The sequence below is a fragment of the Candidatus Pelagibacter sp. PS_17 genome, from assembly GCF_059417945.1.
Genome location: NZ_CM182073.1, coordinates 1,182,726 through 1,200,494 on the forward strand (window position 1 = coordinate 1,182,726; position 17,769 = coordinate 1,200,494).

Annotated in this window: 17 protein-coding genes; all 17 read right to left on the reverse strand. The window is 32.2% G+C overall.

The genetic code is table 11. The features are described 5' to 3' along the window. Positions 1-13: 13 nt before the first annotated feature. The 17 genes from sucD to rplS are packed head-to-tail and all read right to left on the reverse strand — an operon-like array spanning position 14 to position 17,755. A complete protein-coding gene (gene sucD / locus AC5SML_RS06270; RefSeq protein WP_018413618.1) occupies positions 14-889 on the reverse strand; it encodes a succinate--CoA ligase subunit alpha in 876 nt (291 codons plus the stop codon). A gap of 1 nt (position 890) precedes the next feature. Beyond that, positions 891-2,051 carry an ADP-forming succinate--CoA ligase subunit beta gene (gene sucC, locus AC5SML_RS06275; RefSeq protein WP_011281562.1) on the reverse strand — a complete coding sequence of 387 codons (1,161 nt, stop codon included), beginning with the start codon at positions 2,049-2,051 and terminating at the stop codon, positions 891-893. Beyond that, entirely contained in the window at positions 2,051-3,013 is a 963-nt protein-coding gene (gene mdh / locus AC5SML_RS06280) for a malate dehydrogenase (RefSeq protein ID WP_011281563.1), read from the reverse strand. The genes sucC and mdh overlap by 1 nt, the downstream gene beginning before the upstream one ends. 8 nt (positions 3,014-3,021) lie before the next feature. Then, complete coding sequence (locus AC5SML_RS06285) at positions 3,022-4,515, reverse strand: CoA-acylating methylmalonate-semialdehyde dehydrogenase (protein WP_011281564.1); 1,494 nt, start codon at positions 4,513-4,515, stop codon at positions 3,022-3,024. Between the two features lie 24 nt (positions 4,516-4,539). Continuing rightward, positions 4,540-5,313, reverse strand: a complete 774-nt coding sequence (locus tag AC5SML_RS06290; RefSeq protein WP_011281565.1) for a succinate dehydrogenase iron-sulfur subunit — start codon at positions 5,311-5,313, stop codon at positions 4,540-4,542. Beyond that, the gene (gene sdhA / locus AC5SML_RS06295; protein ID WP_494617078.1) at positions 5,313-7,085 is read right to left on the reverse strand and encodes a succinate dehydrogenase flavoprotein subunit; all 1,773 of its coding nucleotides are present in this window, start codon (positions 7,083-7,085) and stop codon (positions 5,313-5,315) included. Before sdhA ends, AC5SML_RS06290 begins: the two co-directional genes overlap by 1 nt. After that, positions 7,085-7,411, reverse strand: coding sequence for a succinate dehydrogenase, hydrophobic membrane anchor protein (gene sdhD / locus AC5SML_RS06300; protein ID WP_018413620.1), 327 nt, complete (start codon positions 7,409-7,411; stop codon positions 7,085-7,087). The genes sdhA and sdhD overlap by 1 nt, the downstream gene beginning before the upstream one ends. A gap of 1 nt (position 7,412) precedes the next feature. Further along, the gene (gene sdhC, locus AC5SML_RS06305) at positions 7,413-7,796 is read right to left on the reverse strand and encodes a succinate dehydrogenase, cytochrome b556 subunit (protein WP_011281568.1); all 384 of its coding nucleotides are present in this window, start codon (positions 7,794-7,796) and stop codon (positions 7,413-7,415) included. Then, positions 7,789-8,790 (reverse strand): aspartate-semialdehyde dehydrogenase, encoded by a 1,002-nt coding sequence (locus AC5SML_RS06310; protein WP_018413621.1) that lies wholly within the window; start codon positions 8,788-8,790, stop codon positions 7,789-7,791. Before AC5SML_RS06310 ends, sdhC begins: the two co-directional genes overlap by 8 nt. Before the next feature lie 20 nt (positions 8,791-8,810). Then, positions 8,811-9,920, reverse strand: a complete 1,110-nt coding sequence (locus AC5SML_RS06315; RefSeq protein ID WP_494617080.1) for a dimethylsulfoniopropionate demethylase — start codon at positions 9,918-9,920, stop codon at positions 8,811-8,813. Then, positions 9,917-10,693, reverse strand: a complete 777-nt coding sequence (locus AC5SML_RS06320) for an alpha/beta fold hydrolase (protein ID WP_494617082.1) — start codon at positions 10,691-10,693, stop codon at positions 9,917-9,919. The genes AC5SML_RS06315 and AC5SML_RS06320 overlap by 4 nt, the downstream gene beginning before the upstream one ends. After that, positions 10,690-12,318: an acyl-CoA synthetase gene (locus AC5SML_RS06325; RefSeq protein ID WP_494617083.1), complete on the reverse strand. Its 1,629-nt coding sequence runs from the start codon at positions 12,316-12,318 to the stop codon at positions 10,690-10,692. The genes AC5SML_RS06320 and AC5SML_RS06325 overlap by 4 nt, the downstream gene beginning before the upstream one ends. Position 12,319: 1 nt before the next feature. Further along, positions 12,320-14,083, reverse strand: a complete 1,764-nt coding sequence (locus tag AC5SML_RS06330; RefSeq protein ID WP_494617084.1) for an acyl-CoA dehydrogenase C-terminal domain-containing protein — start codon at positions 14,081-14,083, stop codon at positions 12,320-12,322. Between the two features lie 26 nt (positions 14,084-14,109). Next, positions 14,110-15,216: a 3-isopropylmalate dehydrogenase gene (gene leuB / locus AC5SML_RS06335; protein WP_006997659.1), complete on the reverse strand. Its 1,107-nt coding sequence runs from the start codon at positions 15,214-15,216 to the stop codon at positions 14,110-14,112. Then, positions 15,203-15,814 (reverse strand): 3-isopropylmalate dehydratase small subunit, encoded by a 612-nt coding sequence (leuD, locus tag AC5SML_RS06340; protein ID WP_011281572.1) that lies wholly within the window; start codon positions 15,812-15,814, stop codon positions 15,203-15,205. Before leuD ends, leuB begins: the two co-directional genes overlap by 14 nt. A 1-nt stretch (position 15,815) precedes the next feature. After that, positions 15,816-17,219: a 3-isopropylmalate dehydratase large subunit gene (leuC, locus tag AC5SML_RS06345; RefSeq protein ID WP_018413624.1), complete on the reverse strand. Its 1,404-nt coding sequence runs from the start codon at positions 17,217-17,219 to the stop codon at positions 15,816-15,818. An 11-nt stretch (positions 17,220-17,230) separates the two neighbouring features. Then, complete coding sequence (rplS, locus tag AC5SML_RS06350) at positions 17,231-17,755, reverse strand: 50S ribosomal protein L19 (RefSeq protein ID WP_018413625.1); 525 nt, start codon at positions 17,753-17,755, stop codon at positions 17,231-17,233. Between the last annotated feature and the right edge of the window lie 14 nt (positions 17,756-17,769).

Sequence of the window (17,769 nt, forward strand, 5' to 3'; positions counted from 1 at the left end):
AGATAAATAATTTTCAATTAGATAATTTATTAAATAATGTTTTGCCAAGTTCTGATGGTGATTTTGCAATTGTAATTCCACATTCTTCCATTTTTTTTATCTTATCTTCTGCTCCACCCTTACCACCTGAAATAATAGCTCCTGCATGACCCATTGTTCTTCCTGGAGGTGCTGTTATTCCAGCAACAAATCCAACCATAGGTTTTTTTATTTTATGGTTTTTAACAAATTCAGCTGCTTCTTCTTCAGCAGAACCGCCAATTTCACCAATCATAAGAATAGATTCCGTCTCTGTATCATTTAAAAATAAATCTAAACAATCAATAAAGTTTGTTCCATTTATCGGATCTCCACCAATTCCTATACAAGTAGATTGTCCTAATCCATTTTCAGTTGTTTGTGCAACTGCCTCATAAGTTAAAGTTCCTGATCTTGAAACAATTCCCACAGAACCTTTCTTGTGAATATTTCCAGGCATAATCCCAATCTTACATTCATCAGGAGTAATTATTCCTGGACAATTAGGTCCTATCAATCTGCTTTTTGAATTATTTAGCTTTTGTTTTACACGAAGCATATCTTGAATTGGCACACCTTCAGTAATACAAACTATAAGCTCAATGGATGCATCAATTGCTTCTATAATAGCTGCCGCTGCAAATTTTGCTGGCACATAAATCATAGTTGCATCAGCGCCAACTTCTTGTTTTGCTTCAGCTACAGTATTAAATACTGGACGGTCAAGATGTTTTTGTCCTCCCTTTTTTGGAGTAACTCCACCCACAAGATTAGTTCCATATTTTAATGCTTGTTCTGAATGAAAAGTTCCATGTGTACCTGTAAAACCTTGGCATATAACTTTTGTATTTTTATCAATTAAAACTGACATTCTATTTTATAGCCTCTACTATTTTTTGTGCAGCATCATCTAAATTTTCTGCTGAAATTAATTTTAATCCTGAATTATCTAAAATTTCTTTTCCTTCTTTAAAGTTTGTTCCTGCAAGTCTAACTACTAATGGAACACTTATATTTATTTCTTTGGCAGCATCAACAACACCTTGAGCAAGGACATCACATCTCATAATTCCCCCAAAAATGTTTATTAATATGCCTTTAACATTTTTGTCCGAAAGAATAATCTTAAGAGCAGCTGAAACTTTTTCTTTTGAAGCTCCTCCTCCAACATCTAAAAAATTTGCTGGCTCTTCACCATATAATTTAATTATATCCATTGTTGCCATTGCAAGACCTGCTCCATTGACCATGCAGCCAATGCTTCCATCTAGCTTTATGTAAGCAAGATCGTGTTTACTCGCATCTATTTCTGTGGGATCTTCTTCATTTAAATCCCTAAGCTCGATTATTTCAGGATGTCTAAATAAAGCATTAGAGTCAAAATTAACTTTTGCATCTAAACAAATTATTTTTTTTTCTTTAGTTAATATTAGTGGGTTAACTTCAACCATGTTGGCGTCTGTGCCTAAAAACATTTTATATACTGATTTTATCAGCGCTATTGCTTGTTTTTTTGCATCATCTGCTAAAGCATAAATTGCAATTATTTTTTCACAGTCAGCATCAGAAATTTCATCAGTAATATCTATTTTAGTTGTTATAATTTTTTCTGGAGTTTTTTCTGCAACTTCTTCAATGTCCATTCCACCTTGATCGCTGGATATAAATACTATTTTTGAACTTGCTCTATCTACTAAACAAGATAAATAAAATTCTTTATCAATATTAGAGGACTCTTCTACATATAATCTTTTTACTTCTCTTCCTGCTGGGCCAGTTTGATGTGTTACGAGTGTTTTTCCAAGCAATTCTTTTGCAGCAACACTTAATTCATCAATTGTGTTTAAAATTTTTACCCCTCCAGCTTTACCTCGTCCACCAGCATGAATTTGTGCTTTTAAAACAAATTTTTCTGTTTTTAATGATTTTGCTTTTTCAATCAACTCATCAACTGTAAAAGCAAAAACTCCTTCAGGAACTACCGCTCCATATTTTTTTAAAATTTGCTTGGCCTGGTGTTCGTGAATATTCATTATTTAGAAAGATCTGGATCTATTTTAGATGCAGCTTCCCATAATGCTTTCACAGCATCTATAGAGTGCATAAATTCTTTTTTTTCTTTTTCATCTAAATCTATTTGCTCTATTTTTTCAACACCATCTTTACCAATTATTACTGGTACACCAGCATAAACATTACTAACTCCATATTCACCATTTAAATGAACTGCACATGGAAGTAATTTTTTTTCATCTTTTAAATATGCTTCTGCCATTTGTACACCTGAAGCTGCTGGTGCATAAAATGCAGAACCTTTTTCTAGATATTTAACAATCTCAGCTCCTCCATCTCTAGTTCTTTGATTAATTTCTTCTAACCTTTCTGGAGATATTTTTCCTTCTTTAACTAAGTCTAATAATGGTTTACCTGAAACTTTTGTAAATCTTGGTAGAGGAACCATTGTGTCTCCATGACCTCCCATAACCATTGCTTCAATTTCTTTTACCGGAACATTAAGCTCTAGAGATAAAAATAATTTAAATCTTGAGCTGTCCAAAATTCCTGCCATTCCAACTACTTTATTTGCTGGTAAGCCTGAAAATTTTTGAAAGGCCATCACCATAACGTCTAGTGGATTTGTAATGCATATTACAAATGCATTGGGTGCATTTTTTTTAATACCCTCTGCTACTTGTTTAATAATTTTTAAATTAATACCTAATAAATCATCTCTGCTCATTCCTGGTTTTCTTGGAACTCCTGCAGTGATTATTATTACATCTGAATCTTTTATATCTTCATAATTGTCTGTACCTGAAAATTTTACATTAAAACCATCAACAGAGGAAGATTGAGCTATGTCTAGAGCTTTTCCTTTAGCTATACCACTTGCAACATCAAAAAGTACCACCTCATCAGCTACTTCTTTAGTTCCTATTAAGTGAGCAAGAGTGCCCCCAATTTGACCTGCTCCTATTAAAGATATTTTTTTCATTTCTCTCCTTATTTCATTGTTGGCATGACAAATTCTGCATTAGATCTTATTCCAGAAGGCCATCTTGATGTTACTGTTTTAAGCTTTGTATAAAATTTAATTCCTTCAGCTCCGTGCATTGCACTATCTCCAAATAATGATCTTTTCCATCCACCAAAACTATGGAATGCCATTGGTACAGGTATTGGAACATTAATTCCAACCATACCAACTTGAATTTTACTAGCAAACGTTCTTCCAGCATCACCATCTCTTGTGTAAATGCTTACTCCATTACCATACTCATGGTCGTTAATTAACTTTGTTGCTTCTTCAAAAGTTTTAACTCTTATGACTGATAAAACAGGTCCAAATATTTCTTCTTTATAAATTCTCATATCCTTTTTAACGTGATCAAATAAACAACCCCCTATAAAAAAACCATTTTCATATCCTTGAAGTTTTATATTTCTTCCATCAACAACTAATTTAGCACCTTCTTCAACTCCAAGATCAACATAACTTTTTACTTTTTCTAAATGTTCTTTGGTAACTAGTGGACCCATCTCAGATGTTTTATCCATACCAGGTCCTACTTTTAATGCTTCAGCTTTTTTTGATAAACGAGCAACTAGCTCATCACCTATATCTCCTACAGCTACTGCTACTGATTGTGCCATACATCTCTCTCCTGCAGACCCATATGCAGCACCCATTAATCCATTTACCGCACCATCAAGGTCACAGTCAGGCATTACAACTAAATGATTTTTTGCACCACCTAAAGCTTGAACCCTTTTTTCATTTTTTGCAGAGTTTTCATAAATATATTTTGCAATTGGTGTTGAGCCTACAAAGCTTACAGCTTTGACATCTTTGTTTGTTAAAATCGCATCAACAGCTTCTTTATCTCCATTAACAACATTAAAAACACCATCTGGTAGTCCTGCTTCTGTTAGCAATTCTGCTAATCTTAGTGGGCAAGATGGATCTTTTTCTGACGGTTTTAAAATAAATGTATTTCCACATGCAATAGCAATAGGAAACATCCACATTGGCACCATTGCAGGAAAATTAAAAGGTGTAATTCCAGCAACAACTCCAAGTGGTTGTCGCATAGACCAACTATCTACATTTGTTCCTACATTTTCTGAAAATTCTCCTTTAAGTAAATGTGGAATACCACACGCAAATTCAACAACTTCTAGTCCTCTTGTTAAAGAACCTTTGGCATCTTCATAAACTTTCCCATGCTCTGAAACTATTAACTTTGTAAGTTCATCGGCATTTTTTTCTATTAACTCTTTAAATTTAAACATTACCCTTGCTCTTTGAAGTGAAGGTTTTAAAGACCAAGTTTCAAAAGCTTTTTGAGCTACTTCTACAGCTTTATCTAGATCAGTTTTACTGGCTAATCTTACCTCAGACTCTTGTTCACCAGTTGCTGGATTAAAAACTTTACTTTTTCTGTCAGAAGAGCCTGAAATTAGCTTTCCGCCAACAAAATGTTCTAATAAATTCATGAATGGTGTTATTTAAAGGGGTAATTAGCTTGTTGCAAGCATTTTTTTCAATTCAGCTATAGCTTTTGCTGGATTTAATCCCTTTGGACAAGCATTAGTACAATTCATAATAGTATGACATCTATAAAGTTTAAGCTCATCAGCTACTTTTTTTAATCTCTCTTTTTTTTCATCATCTCTACTATCAACTATCCATCTATAAGCCTGAAGTAAAACTGCAGGACCTAAATATTTATCACCATTCCACCAATAACTTGGACAAGATGTTGAGCAGCATGCACACATGATACATTCATATGCACCGTCTAATTTTACTCTATCTTCTTTAGTTTGTAATATCTCAGTGGTTTCAACTTTTGTATTTGTTTTTAGCCATGGCTCGATTGATTCATACTGTTTGTATAATCCACTTAAATCACCAATTAAATCTTTTTTAACTTTTAAATGAGGTAATGGATAAATATTTATATCACCTTCAATTTCTGAATGAGGTTTTGTACATGCTAAACCATTTTTACCATCCATATTCATTGCACAAGATCCACAAACTCCATGTGCACACGATCTACGATAAGCTAATGATGGGTCAATTTCGTTTTTAATTTTATTTAAAATATCTAATACTTTTGAAGGACAATTATCCATATCCACTTCATAGGTATCTACTCTTGGGTTTTCTCCATTTGAGGGATCCCATCTGTAAACATTTACTTTTCTAATATTTTTTGACCCAGTCTTATCTTGGTAATAGTTACCTTTTTGAACTTCTGAATTTTTAGGTAAATTTATTTGAACCACTAGTAAACTCTTTCTTGAGGTGGAAAGTATTGAACTTCATTTGTTAAAGTTGTTTTAGTAACTGGTCTATATCCAATTTTTGAATCTTTTCCATTGCACCAAGCAATAGTGTGTTGCATAAATTTTTCATCATCTCTTTTTGGGAAATCTTCTCTTGCATGCGCACCTCTACTCTCTTGTCTATTATAAGCAGAATCCACTGTTGTAATTGCTTGTCTTATCAAATTATCAAATTCCAATGTTTCCACTAAATCAGTATTGAAAACAAGTGACTTATCTTTTACAGAAATTGATTCCATTCCATCATATGCTTTTCTAATATTATCAACACCTTCTTTAAGCGTTTTTTCTGTTCTAAAAACAGCACACTTTGATTGCATAGTTTTTTGCATTGAAAGTCTAAGTTCTGCAGTACTATTTTCACCATTAGAGTTTCTTAATTTATCAAATCTTTCTAAACATTTTTCTGTTTCAGTCTCTCCTATATCCTCGTGTGGAGTTCCTGGTTTTACAAGTTCTGCAGCTCTCTTGGCTGCAGCTCTTCCAAATACAACTAGGTCAATTAAAGAATTAGATCCTAATCTATTTGCTCCATGAACAGAAACACAGGCAGCCTCACCAATTGCCATTAATCCTGAAACTGTCTCAGAATCATTTCCTGTTAATACTTCAGCTTTATAGTTTGTTGGGATACCTCCCATATTATAATGAACGGTGGGCACTACTGGTATTGGCTCCTTAGTTACATCAACATTTGCAAATAATCTTGCTGCTTCCGTTATTCCTGGAAGTCTACTTTCAATAATATTTTTGTCTAAATGACTTAAGTGTAAATGAACATGATCCTGTTCTTTACCCACACCTCTTCCTTCGTTAATCTCAATTGACATTGATCTACTTACTACATCTCTAGATGCTAAGTCTTTAGCTTTTGGTGCGTAACGCTCCATAAATCTTTCACCTTTTGAATTAACTAAATATCCACCTTCACCTCTAACACCTTCGGAAATTAAAGTTCCGTGCCCATAAATTCCTGTTGGGTGAAATTGTACAAATTCCATATCTTGTAATGGTAAGCCTGCTCTTAAAACCATTGCATTTCCATCTCCAGTACAAGTGTGTGCTGAAGTTGCAGAATAATAAGCTTTTCCGTAACCCCCTGTTGCAATTATTGTGCTGTGCGCTCTAAATCTATGAATTGTTCCATCATTTAAATTCCAAGCAATAAGACCTTTGCATTCACCATCCTTCATTAATAAATCTAAAGCAAAATATTCAATAAAAAATTCAGTGTTATGTTTTAAAGCTTGTCCATAAAGAGTATGAAGTATTGCGTGTCCAGTTCTATCTGCAGCTGCACATGTTCTTTGAACAATTCCATTACCATAATTTTTTGTCATTCCACCAAAAGGTCTTTGGTAAATTTTGCCATCATCAGTTCTGCTAAATGGAACTCCATATTTTTCTAACTCTATAACAGCAGCTGGAGCTTCTTTACAAAGATACTCAATACTATCTTGGTCACCTAACCAGTCAGCACCTTTAACAGTATCATACATATGCCAACGCCAATCATCTTCACCCATATTCCCTAAAGATGCAGAAATTCCTCCTTGAGCAGCTGAGGTATGACTTCTTGTTGGAAATACTTTTGAAATGCAGGCTGTCTTTAAACCAGCTTCACTTAAACCAACAGCAGCTCTTAGACCTGATCCTCCGGCACCAAGTACGATGACATCGTATTCGTGGTCTATTATTTTATATGAGCTCATTAGTTTAAATTCAATATTACAGTTATTGTTATAATTGGCATTATTATAGCAAAAATATTAAGTACTTTGTTTGCGGCATTTTTGATTTTTTCATTCTGAATATAATCTTCAAATACTTCGCTAATACTTAGGGCAGAAAAAAAGTAAGCAAATACTAGTGTTAAAGAAACTAAAATTTTAGATGGTTGAGTGGTAAAGAAATTAACAACCTCAATATAATCTTTATCAAAAATTGAAACTAAATTTAGAATAAACCAAATCATTAAAGGTACTAAAATTACTGAACTAATTTTCATGAACAGCCATTTTTTTGTTACAGAGTTCATTTTAAATAAAATTCCTTCCTAATAGATAAAATAGAATTGTAAAAAAAATAGATCCAAAAATTACAAATAAACCTGTAATCTTTGTGGTCTTTAGTTCAAAACCATAACCAAGATCCATTACTAAATGTCTTATTTCACTCAATACCTGAAAGCTAAAAGACCAAGTTAAACAAATAATAATAAATTTTCCAAAAATAGATTGCAAAAATAATTTTGTTAGATCGTAGCTAGATTCTCCTAACAACAAAGAAAATATCCACAAACAAATTACTGTTATTGCAAATATATTAACTATTCCTGTAATCCTATGAGAAATAGAAACCAAAGAAGATATGTGCCATCTATAAATTTGAATGTGTGGTGATAAAGGGTTGTTATTATCCATTATTCTTCCTAATTAAAAGCTCAGCTATTTCTACTGCATTCAGTGCAGCACCTCTTAATAAATTATCTGATACTATCCACATATTGAGTGTATTTTTTTTTGTTTTATCTTCTCTAATCCTAGAAATATAAGTTTCATTTTTACCTTCTGCCTCTAAAGGAGTAATGTAGCCTCCATCTTCTCTTTTATCATACACCTCACATCCCTCTGCACTATCTAATAAAGAGTGTATTGTTTGTAAGCTAAATGGTTTTTCAAATTCAATATTTACAGATTCAGCATGAGAAACTAGCACTGGAATTCTTACGCATGTTGCAGTTAGCTCAATTTTGTCATCTAAAATCTTTTTTGTTTCGTTAACCATCTTTAATTCTTCTTTTGTGTAACCATCATCTGCAAAAACATCTATGTGAGGAATTGCATTAAATGCAATTTGTTTAGTAAAATTTTTAGAATTTATTTTCTTTTTATCTAATGATAATTTAGTTTGTTCAATCAATTCATCCATTGATGCTTTACCACCACCAGATACAGATTGATAAGTTGATATAACTACTCTTTTTATATTAAATTCATCATGTAAGGGTTTTAGAGCTATTACCAATTGTGCTGTAGAACAGTTTGGATTAGCAATAATATTTTTTTTTAAAACATTAATTGCTTCTGGATTCACTTGTGGAACAATTAAAGGTACATCTTGATCCATTCTGAAAAAGCTAGAATTATCAATTACTGTAGTATGTTTTGCTGCTTTTTCTGCATATTTTTCTGATATTTTTCCACCAGCTGCAAAAAAGGTAATTTCAGCTTTTGAGAAATCATAAGTCTCTAAGTTAAAAATCTCATGCTCCTTACCATTAAAATTTACTTTTTGACCAGCACTCCTTGAAGAGGCAACTAAAAATAATTGGTCTATTGAAATTTTTTTCTGCTCTAATACTTCGAGCATTTTTCTTCCAACATTACCTGAGGCTCCTACAATTGCTATATTCATGATATTATTTTACTTTTATACTAGATGAAGGGTAAATCACAAACGTTTCCATTAATGGTATTATCGTTTATTTGAATTTTAAAGCCTTGAGATGCTTCCCAGTGGGATTTCTTGATCATTGCTATGCCTATAACCTTTTGAAAATGAGGTGAATAACAAGCCGATCTTAATTCACCAATCGCATTATTATTTTCATCATATATGTTTTTTGATCCCGTAAGACTAATTTCTTTTATATCAATTTTAACTCCTCTTAATTTTTTTTGGGGTCCTTTTAATTTTATTTCTTTCAATTTTTCTTTTCCTAAAAAATTTATATCACTATCTAAGCTAACATATTGATCAAAACCACATTCAAATGGATTGTCGTTATTATCAAAATCATTACCATAAGATAACAGTGCACTCTCAATTCTCTCTATTAAATTAGGACATCCTGGCCCTACATTAAATTCTTTTCCAACTTCAAAAAGATGGTCATACAATTTTTGTCCTGACTGTGTGTTTTCAACGTATACTTCATATCCTCCTTGTTTAGACCATCCTGATCTAGCTATAAGGTGCTTTGTGCCTTCAAAATCAAAATAATCAAACCCAAAGAATTTAAGCTCAGTAATTTTTTTTCCAAAAACTTTTTCCATTAACGCAAAGGATTTTGGACCTTGTATTGCCATAATATCAACTACTGGTTCTACAATTTTAACATCAAATTTGTGTCCTGATGCTAAGCCTTTGGCAAAAAAGATTACATCTGAATCTGCTATTGATATCCACCATTTATTTTCATCAAGTTTTAAAACAACTGGGTCATTAACTAAATTTCCATTTTCATCTATTATTGGACAATAATAACATCTGCCTATTTTAGATTTTGATAGATCCCGACATGTCATCAATTGTACTAACTCTGCCGAGTCTTTTCCTGATATTTCTACTTGTCTTTCTGCAGCGACATCCCATATCTGAACATGTTCTTTTAAATGTTTGTAGCTATTCTCTATTGATCCAAATGCAGCAGGTAACAACATATGATTATATATTGTGTATGCTGTAACTCCTTGCTTCTCTATTCTTGAGGTATAAGGAGTACTTCTTAATCTTCTTGATTTTGCTATTGAAAAATTTTTCATTTTTTTAAAAATTCAGAGATCTTTTCTCTCATTTCAAAAGCTTTTTCAAACATAATCATGTGTCCACAATCTTTTATTATATGAGTTTTTGAATTAAGAACGAACTCTGCAAATTTCTTACCTTTTTCAATATTGACCATCTTATCTAGCTCACCAAAGATAAATAATGTGGGACACTTGATTGACTTCAAAGCCTCAGATCCATTTTTATAATTATTACAAGCTATAAGATCGATGGCTAAAACTTCTCTAATATTTCTTGGAGAATTAATAATTTTTTCTACAGGATTACCTCCAATGAATTTTTTATAATTCTCATAGCTCCATTTCATCATTAACTGAACTGCTTTATCATCTCCATTTTCAGCAAGATCAATTAAATCTTGATTAACAGGCATTCTGTAAGAACCACCTATAAATATTAAATTTTTAACTCTTTTAGAATACCTTAATGAATATTCCAATGCTTCCAAACACCCTTGGGAATGACCTATTATTGTTAATTCAGAAACATTAAGTTTTTTAAAAACTTTTTCTAACCAATCTGAAATTTCTTCTATTGATTTTAAACAATCACCTTCAGAATTTCCATGTCCAGGTAAATCTATTGCTAAAACATTATAATTTTGATTTGATAAATACTGTTCTGTTAAGGACCAAACAATGTGTGAGAGACCACTTCCATGCAGCAAAACTATTGTGGATTTTTTTTTATCAATACCTTGGCCTGAATCTGATGCAAAGACTTTTTTGTTGTCTACTTGAAAGATCAACTTAATTCCTTAACTTTCTTTCTAAGTTCAAATTTTTGAATTTTTCCTGTTGAAGTTTTTGGTAAATCACAAAAAATAACACTCTTAGGAAGTTTAAATCCTGCCAATGTTTCTCTACAAAAATCTATTATTTCTTTTTCTGTTGCTGGCTTATCTTTAATTAATTCAACAAAAGCACAAGGTGTTTCTCCCCATTTTTCATCTGGTTTAGCAACTACAGCTGCTAAAGAAACTGAAGGGTGTTTTGCAATTGCATTTTCAATTTCTATTGAAGAAATATTTTCTCCTCCAGAGATAATAATATCTTTAGATCTATCTTGAATTTTTATATATCCATCAGGATGGGTCACAGCTAAATCTCCTGAATGAAACCATCCACCTGCCATTGACTTATCTGTTGCTTCTTTATCCTTGTAATATCCCTTCATTACAATATTCCCTCTAATCATAATTTCACCCATAGTCTTTCCATCTTTAGGTACTGGCTTCATTGTTTCTGGATCCATTACAATAGCGCCCTCTGTGTTTGGGTAACGTACACCTTGCCTTGCTTTGATTTCATTCTTTTTATCTTTTTCTAAAGAATTCCAATCATCATTCCACGCACACTGCAACATATGACCATAAGTTTCTGTTAATCCATAAACATGCATAACCTCAAAGCCAAGATTTTCCATTTTTTCAAAAATAATACTTGGTGGAGGTGCACCTGCAGTTAAAACATTGACTTTTCTTTTTAAGGCTTTTTGATCTTCCTTAGGAGAATTAACAATCATATTTAAAACTATTGGAGCTCCACCAAAATGTGTTACTTCATATTTATCAATTAGTTCAAACATCTTTTTAACATCAATATTTCTTAAACAAATTACTCTTGCGTGCAGCATTGCTAATGTCCAAGGATAACACCAACCATTGCAATGAAACATTGGAACAACACATAAAAAATTTAATTTGTTAGGCATATTCCAAGCTGTAACACTACCTGTTGCCATCAAATATGAGCCTCTGTGATGATAAACTACTCCTTTTGGGTTTCCAGTAGTTCCTGAAGTGTACCCTAATGAAATCGCTTCCCATTCATCTTTTGGTTTTTTCCATTCATAATTTTCATTACCTGTGTTTAAGAAACTTTCATATTCAAGTTCACCTATTTTTTTAAAAGAACTTGTGTCTATGTCCTGGTCGTCAATATCAATAATTGTAATCTTATTTTTAACATTTTTTAAAGCCTTCTCAATTACATCATGAAATTGTCTATCTACAATTAAAACCTTTGCATCACTATGTTGTAAAATATAACTTATAGTATTGGGGTCTAGTCTTGTATTGATTGCATTAATTACTGCCCCCACCATAGGTATTGAATAATGTGCTTCAAAAATTTCTGGTGTATTGAAAGCCATTATAGAAACTGTATCTCCAGTTTTCACACCCAATTTATCTAATGCGCTAGCAAACTTAACACATCTTTTATAAACTTCTTCCCAAGTATACGACCTACTTTCATAAACTAAGGCTTCATAATTTGGATATATATCTTTAGTTCTTTCTAAGAATGCTAAAGGAGAAAGAGGAACATAATTAGCCTCATTTTTATCTAAATTTGTATCGTAATGACTCATATTAACTAAATTTAAAATTCATTATATAGTCACTTCCTGATGTGGCTGTTTTAAAATGACTTTCGGCTCTTGGTAAAACTCTTTTAAAATAAAAATTTGCAGTCTGTATTTTATCTTCATAAAAGTCTTTGTTTTGTTCATAATCTTTAAAACTTACCTCTAAAACTTTTATCCACGCATGTGCTATGGACACAAACCCCAATGCTTTTAAATAGTCATTGCATGCTGCGCTTGCATCGTCTTTTGAGTTTTGCACTTTTTCTTTAATCCAATCAGTAAAAGTAGATAATACCTCTAGATGCGTTTTTAATTCTTTTATAAAAGGTTTTAATTTTTCATTTTCAGTACTGCAATCATTCTTGATCAGTTCTAAATATTTGTCGATTATATCACCATTTTTATTTACCAATTTTCTAAAAACTAAATCAGCTGCTTGGATAGAATTTGTTCCTTCATAAATTGGGGTGATTCTATTATCTCTATACAACTGTTCTATACCTTGATCTTTCGTATAGCCATAACCACCATGAACCTGCATAGCCTCACTGGTTATTTCCATTCCCATATCACTAAACATCGTTTTAACCACAGGTGTCATTAACGACACAAGATCTGAAGCTTCTTGTTTAATTTTTTCATCTGGGTGATAAAGGCTAACTTCTGTTTGTTGAGACAGCCAAAAACATAAAGCTCTTTCGCCTTCAATAATAGATTTCATATTAAGCAAAGATTTTCTAATATCTGCATGTTCAATTATAAAATCTGCTCCATTAGTTGATTTTGTATTATTTGTTTTTCCTTGTTTTCGTTCTTTTGCGTAACTCAAAGAGTTTTGATAGGCAATTTCAGAAATCCCCAAGCCTTGAATTCCTACAACAATTCTCTCTAAATTCATCATAGTAAACATTGCGTTTAAGCCTTTATTCTTCAATCCGATCATATAACCAGTTGCATCATCAAAATTTAATACACATGTAGCAGAACCTTTAATTCCCATTTTACTTTCTATAGACCCTGTAGAAACTCCATTTCTAGTTCCACTAGATCCATCTTCATTTACTAAAAATTTAGGTACTAAGAATAAACTTATTCCTTTTGTGCCTGCTGGTGAGTCAGCTGCTCTTGCAATAACTAAGTGGATAATATTTTCAGTTAAATCTTGATCACCTGATGTAATAAAAATTTTCTGTCCACTTAACTTAAAAGTTCCATCAGATTGCTCAATAGCTTTAGTTTTTAAAAGACCTAAATCAGTTCCACAAACTGGTTCAGTAAGGCACATCGTGCCACTCCATTTTCCTTCAACCATTTTTGGAAGGTATTTTTCTTTTATTTCATCTGTAGCGTGATGAGAAATACAATTATATGCACCAATACTTAACTCACTATAAAGTTTAAATGATAAACTTGCAGATGATAACATTTCGTCAAAAAAAGCACTTACTGTTTTTGGCATTCCTTGTCCTCCATATTTTGGATCACAAGAAAGTGAAGTCCAACCATCTTCTATATATTTAGAATAAGCTTCTTTGTAGCCTGGCGGTGTTCTAACCACACCATTCTCTAGAACTGTTGGATTTTCATCACCTGATTTTGCTAATGGTAATATTAAGTTTTGATTAATCTTGGCTGCTTCTTCTAAAATATCTTTTACTAATTCTGAATTAACCTCTTTATACTTTTCAAGATCATTATAATTTTTATTATTTCTTAATTTATCAAAAAGAAACATCATGTCTTCGACTGGAGCAGTATAATTTGGCATTCCAGAACTCTAGAATAATTATTTAATTATTGCAATTTTGAAATGATTGCATCACCCATAGCTGATGTTGATACTTCTTTTTTTCCCTGAGAAAGAATATCTTTTGTTCTAAGACCATCATTTAAGACATCTTGTACAGCTTTTTCTAAAGCATCAGCTTCACTATCTAAATCTAAAGAGTATCTTAAAGCCATTGCAAAACTTAAAATTGAGGCTATTGGGTTTGCAATTTCTTTTCCAGCAATATCCGGTGCAGAACCATGAATAGGCTCATACATAGCTCTCATTTCTCCATCTTTATTTTTTGCACCTAAAGAAGCAGATGGTAATAAACCTAGAGATCCCGTTAACATTGAGGCTTGGTCTGAAAGCATATCTCCAAATAAATTGTCCGTAACAATTACATCAAATTGTTTTGGGTTTTTTAATAATTGCATTGCACAATTATCAGCAAGCATATGACTTAATTCTACATCTTTATATTCTTTGTCGTGTAGTTCTTGAACTTCTTCTTTCCAAAGTTGTCCAGCTTCCATTACATTTGACTTTTCACATGAAGTAACTCTATTTGATCTCTTTCTTGCTAAATCAAAAGCTACTTTTGCAACTCTAACTATTTCGCTAGTTGTGTATGAATGGGTATTAATCCCTTTTCTTTCACCATTTTCTATCGGCTTAATTCCTCTTGGTTCACCAAAATAAATTCCACCTGTTAATTCTCTAACTATCATAATATCTAATCCAGACACGATTTCTGGTTTTAAGGTTGAGGCATCAACTAATTGTTCAAAACAAATTGCAGGTCTTAAATTTGCAAATAGTTTTAATTCTTTTCTTAATTTTAATAAGGCTCTTTCAGGCTTTTTTGAAAACTCTAAGTTATCCCATTTTGGTCCACCAACTGCACCTAACATAACAAATTCACTTTCTAGAGCTTTGTAAAAAACTTCATCCGTGATTGGTGTCCCATGTTTGTCATAAGAACAGCCTCCAGCTAAATCTTCATCAATTTCAAAATCTAGAGATTTATTTGAATTCAACCATAAAATAACTTTTTTAACTTCTTGAATAACCTCGGGTCCAATACCATCCCCAGGAAGAAGTAAAATTTTTCTTTTTTTAATTTTTATCATTAAATATCCATGGTTTATTATTTTTTAGATTTTCTTCAAAAGTTATAATTTTTTCTTTTTTGGCTAACGATAGTGCAATATCATCAAGTCCTTCTAACAAACATTTTTTCTTAAAAGGATCAATATCAAATTTGATTTCACTATTTCCAAAAATTATTTTTTCTTCATTTAAGTCTATTGAAATTTCTTCTTTTCTTTTTGAATACTCTGATAATTCTTTTATTTTTTCTTCTGGCAGAGTAATTGGTAAAATTCCATTTTTGAAACAGTTGCTGTAAAAAATATCGGCATAACTAGAGCTTATCACACATGTTATTCCAAAATCTAGAAGTGCCCAAGGTGCATGTTCTCTTGATGAGCCACAGCCAAAATTTTTTCCTGCGATTAATATTTTTGATTGATTGTGAGGTTTTTGATTTAGAATAAAATCTTTAATTTCATTTCCATTATCATCGTATCTCATTTCAAAAAATAAGTTTTTTCCTAACCCTGTTCTTTTAATCGTTTTAAGAAATTGTTTTGGAATAATCATATCTGTATCAATATTTACTATTGGTAAATATGCTGGGATACTAGTAAGTGAATTAAATTTTTGCATTTTAGTTTTGATACTTTCTAACATCATCTAAGTTTCCAGAAATTGCAGCTGCAGCTGCCATTCCAGGACTTACTAAATGTGTTCTTCCACCTCTACCTTGTCTTCCTTCAAAGTTTCTGTTTGAAGTTGAGGCGCATCTTTCTCCTGGTTTTAATTTATCAGCATTCATGGCAAGACACATAGAACAGCCAGGCTCTCTCCATTCAAAACCTGAAGCTATAAATATTTTATCTAAACCTTCCTGCTCTGCTTGTTCTTTAACCAAACCTGAGCCCGGAACAACCATTGCCTGAACATGGGACGCTTTCTTTTTATCTTTTAATATTTTGGCAGCTTCCCTTAAATCTTCAATTCTACCATTTGTACAACTTCCTATGAAAACCTTATCAATCTTAATATCTGTAGCTAGTGTATCAGCTTTTAAGCCCATATAATTTAATGATCTTTCTAAAGAGTTCTTTTTATCTTCATCTTGTTCATTTTTAGGATTTGGAACTTTGCCATCTATAGTGATTACATCTTGTGGAGAGGTTCCCCAAGTAATCATCGGTAAAATATCTTCTGCAACTAAGTTGATTTCTTTATCAAATTTAGCTCCATCATCAGTTTTTAAACTTTCCCAATATTTCATAGCCTTATCCCAATTTTCATTTTTTGGAGACATCGGTTTACCCTTTAAATATTCAAATATTTTTTCATCAGGAGCAATTAACCCTGCTCTTGCTCCTCCTTCAATAGTCATATTGCAAATAGTCATTCGTTGCTCTACGCTTAAAGATGAAATTAGACTGCCGGCATACTCAATAACTGATCCTGTTCCTCCCGCAGTTCCAATATTTCCTATAATTTGTAAGATTACATCTTTAGAGGTAACTCCAATAGGAAGTTTTCCGTTAACATTGATTCTAAAATTTTTTGCTTTTTTTTGAACTAATGTTTGTGTTGCTAGAACATGTTCTACTTCTGAGGTCCCAATTCCAAATGCCAAAGCACCAAATGCACCATGTGTTGCTGTGTGGCTATCTCCACAAACAATTACTGTACCAGGTTGTGTAAAACCTTGTTCTGGACCAATTATGTGAACAATTCCTTGTCTCTTGTCATTCATGCCTAAATATTGAACTCCAAATTCCTTACAATTGCTTTCTAAGGTATCTACTTGAATTTTAGACTCTGCATCCGCTATTCCTTTAGATCTATCAGTAGTTGGAACATTATGGTCTGCAACTGCTAGTGTTAAGCCAGGTTGTCTAACTTTTCTATTAGAGTTTCTTAATCCTTCAAAAGCTTGTGGGCTTGTTACTTCATGTACTAAATGTCGATCAACAAATAATAGTGCTGTACCATCATCTTGTTGATCTACTAAATGATCATTCCAAATTTTATCGTAAAGAGTTAAAGGCATTGAAAAAAAAATTATTTTTTTTCTTCTGATTTTTCTATTTTTGGTTCTGCTTGAACTTCTGCTTGTTTTACAGGTTCTGCTTGAACTTCTGTTTGTTTTTCTGCTTCTGCAGCTACTGGTGCTAAAGTTTCTTCTGTTACCATTTCTGGTTTAACATCAACTTCTATACCAATTTTTTTTCTAATTTTTTCTGCAATTCTAGCTGATTTACCTGTTCTGTCTCTTAGGTAATATAATTTTGCTCTTCTAACTTTACCATGACGGATAACTGTAATTGTATCTATAACAGTACCATATAGGGGAAATGTTCTTTCAACACCTTCACCAAATGAAATTTTTCTAACTGTGAATGAAGAATTTATATCTCTGTTTTTTCTAGCTATACACACACCTTCAAAATATTGAATTCTATCTTTTTTACCCTCTGTAATTCTAACACCAACTTTTATTACATCTCCTGGAAAAAAATCTGGGATTTTCTTCTCTGATAGTATTTTTTTAACGTTTAGTTGATTTATTTCTTCAATTGTTTTCATATTAGTATTTATCA

Coding starts and splice junctions, on each gene's coding strand:
- sucD (WP_018413618.1), bottom strand. CDS start 889: ATGTCAGTTTTAATTGATAAAAATACAAAAGTTATATGCCAAGGTTTT.
- sucC (WP_011281562.1), bottom strand. CDS start 2,051: ATGAATATTCACGAACACCAGGCCAAGCAAATTTTAAAAAAATATGGA.
- mdh (WP_011281563.1), bottom strand. CDS start 3,013: ATGAAAAAAATATCTTTAATAGGAGCAGGTCAAATTGGGGGCACTCTT.
- AC5SML_RS06285 (WP_011281564.1), bottom strand. CDS start 4,515: ATGAATTTATTAGAACATTTTGTTGGCGGAAAGCTAATTTCAGGCTCT.
- sdhA (WP_494617078.1), bottom strand. CDS start 7,085: ATGAGCTCATATAAAATAATAGACCACGAATACGATGTCATCGTACTT.
- sdhD (WP_018413620.1), bottom strand. CDS start 7,411: ATGAACTCTGTAACAAAAAAATGGCTGTTCATGAAAATTAGTTCAGTA.
- sdhC (WP_011281568.1), bottom strand. CDS start 7,796: ATGGATAATAACAACCCTTTATCACCACACATTCAAATTTATAGATGG.
- AC5SML_RS06310 (WP_018413621.1), bottom strand. CDS start 8,790: ATGAATATAGCAATTGTAGGAGCCTCAGGTAATGTTGGAAGAAAAATG.
- AC5SML_RS06315 (WP_494617080.1), bottom strand. CDS start 9,920: ATGAAAAATTTTTCAATAGCAAAATCAAGAAGATTAAGAAGTACTCCT.
- AC5SML_RS06325 (WP_494617083.1), bottom strand. CDS start 12,318: ATGAGTCATTACGATACAAATTTAGATAAAAATGAGGCTAATTATGTT.
- AC5SML_RS06330 (WP_494617084.1), bottom strand. CDS start 14,083: ATGCCAAATTATACTGCTCCAGTCGAAGACATGATGTTTCTTTTTGAT.
- leuB (WP_006997659.1), bottom strand. CDS start 15,216: ATGATAAAAATTAAAAAAAGAAAAATTTTACTTCTTCCTGGGGATGGT.
- leuD (WP_011281572.1), bottom strand. CDS start 15,814: ATGCAAAAATTTAATTCACTTACTAGTATCCCAGCATATTTACCAATA.
- leuC (WP_018413624.1), bottom strand. CDS start 17,219: ATGCCTTTAACTCTTTACGATAAAATTTGGAATGATCATTTAGTAGAT.
- rplS (WP_018413625.1), bottom strand. CDS start 17,755: ATGAAAACAATTGAAGAAATAAATCAACTAAACGTTAAAAAAATACTA.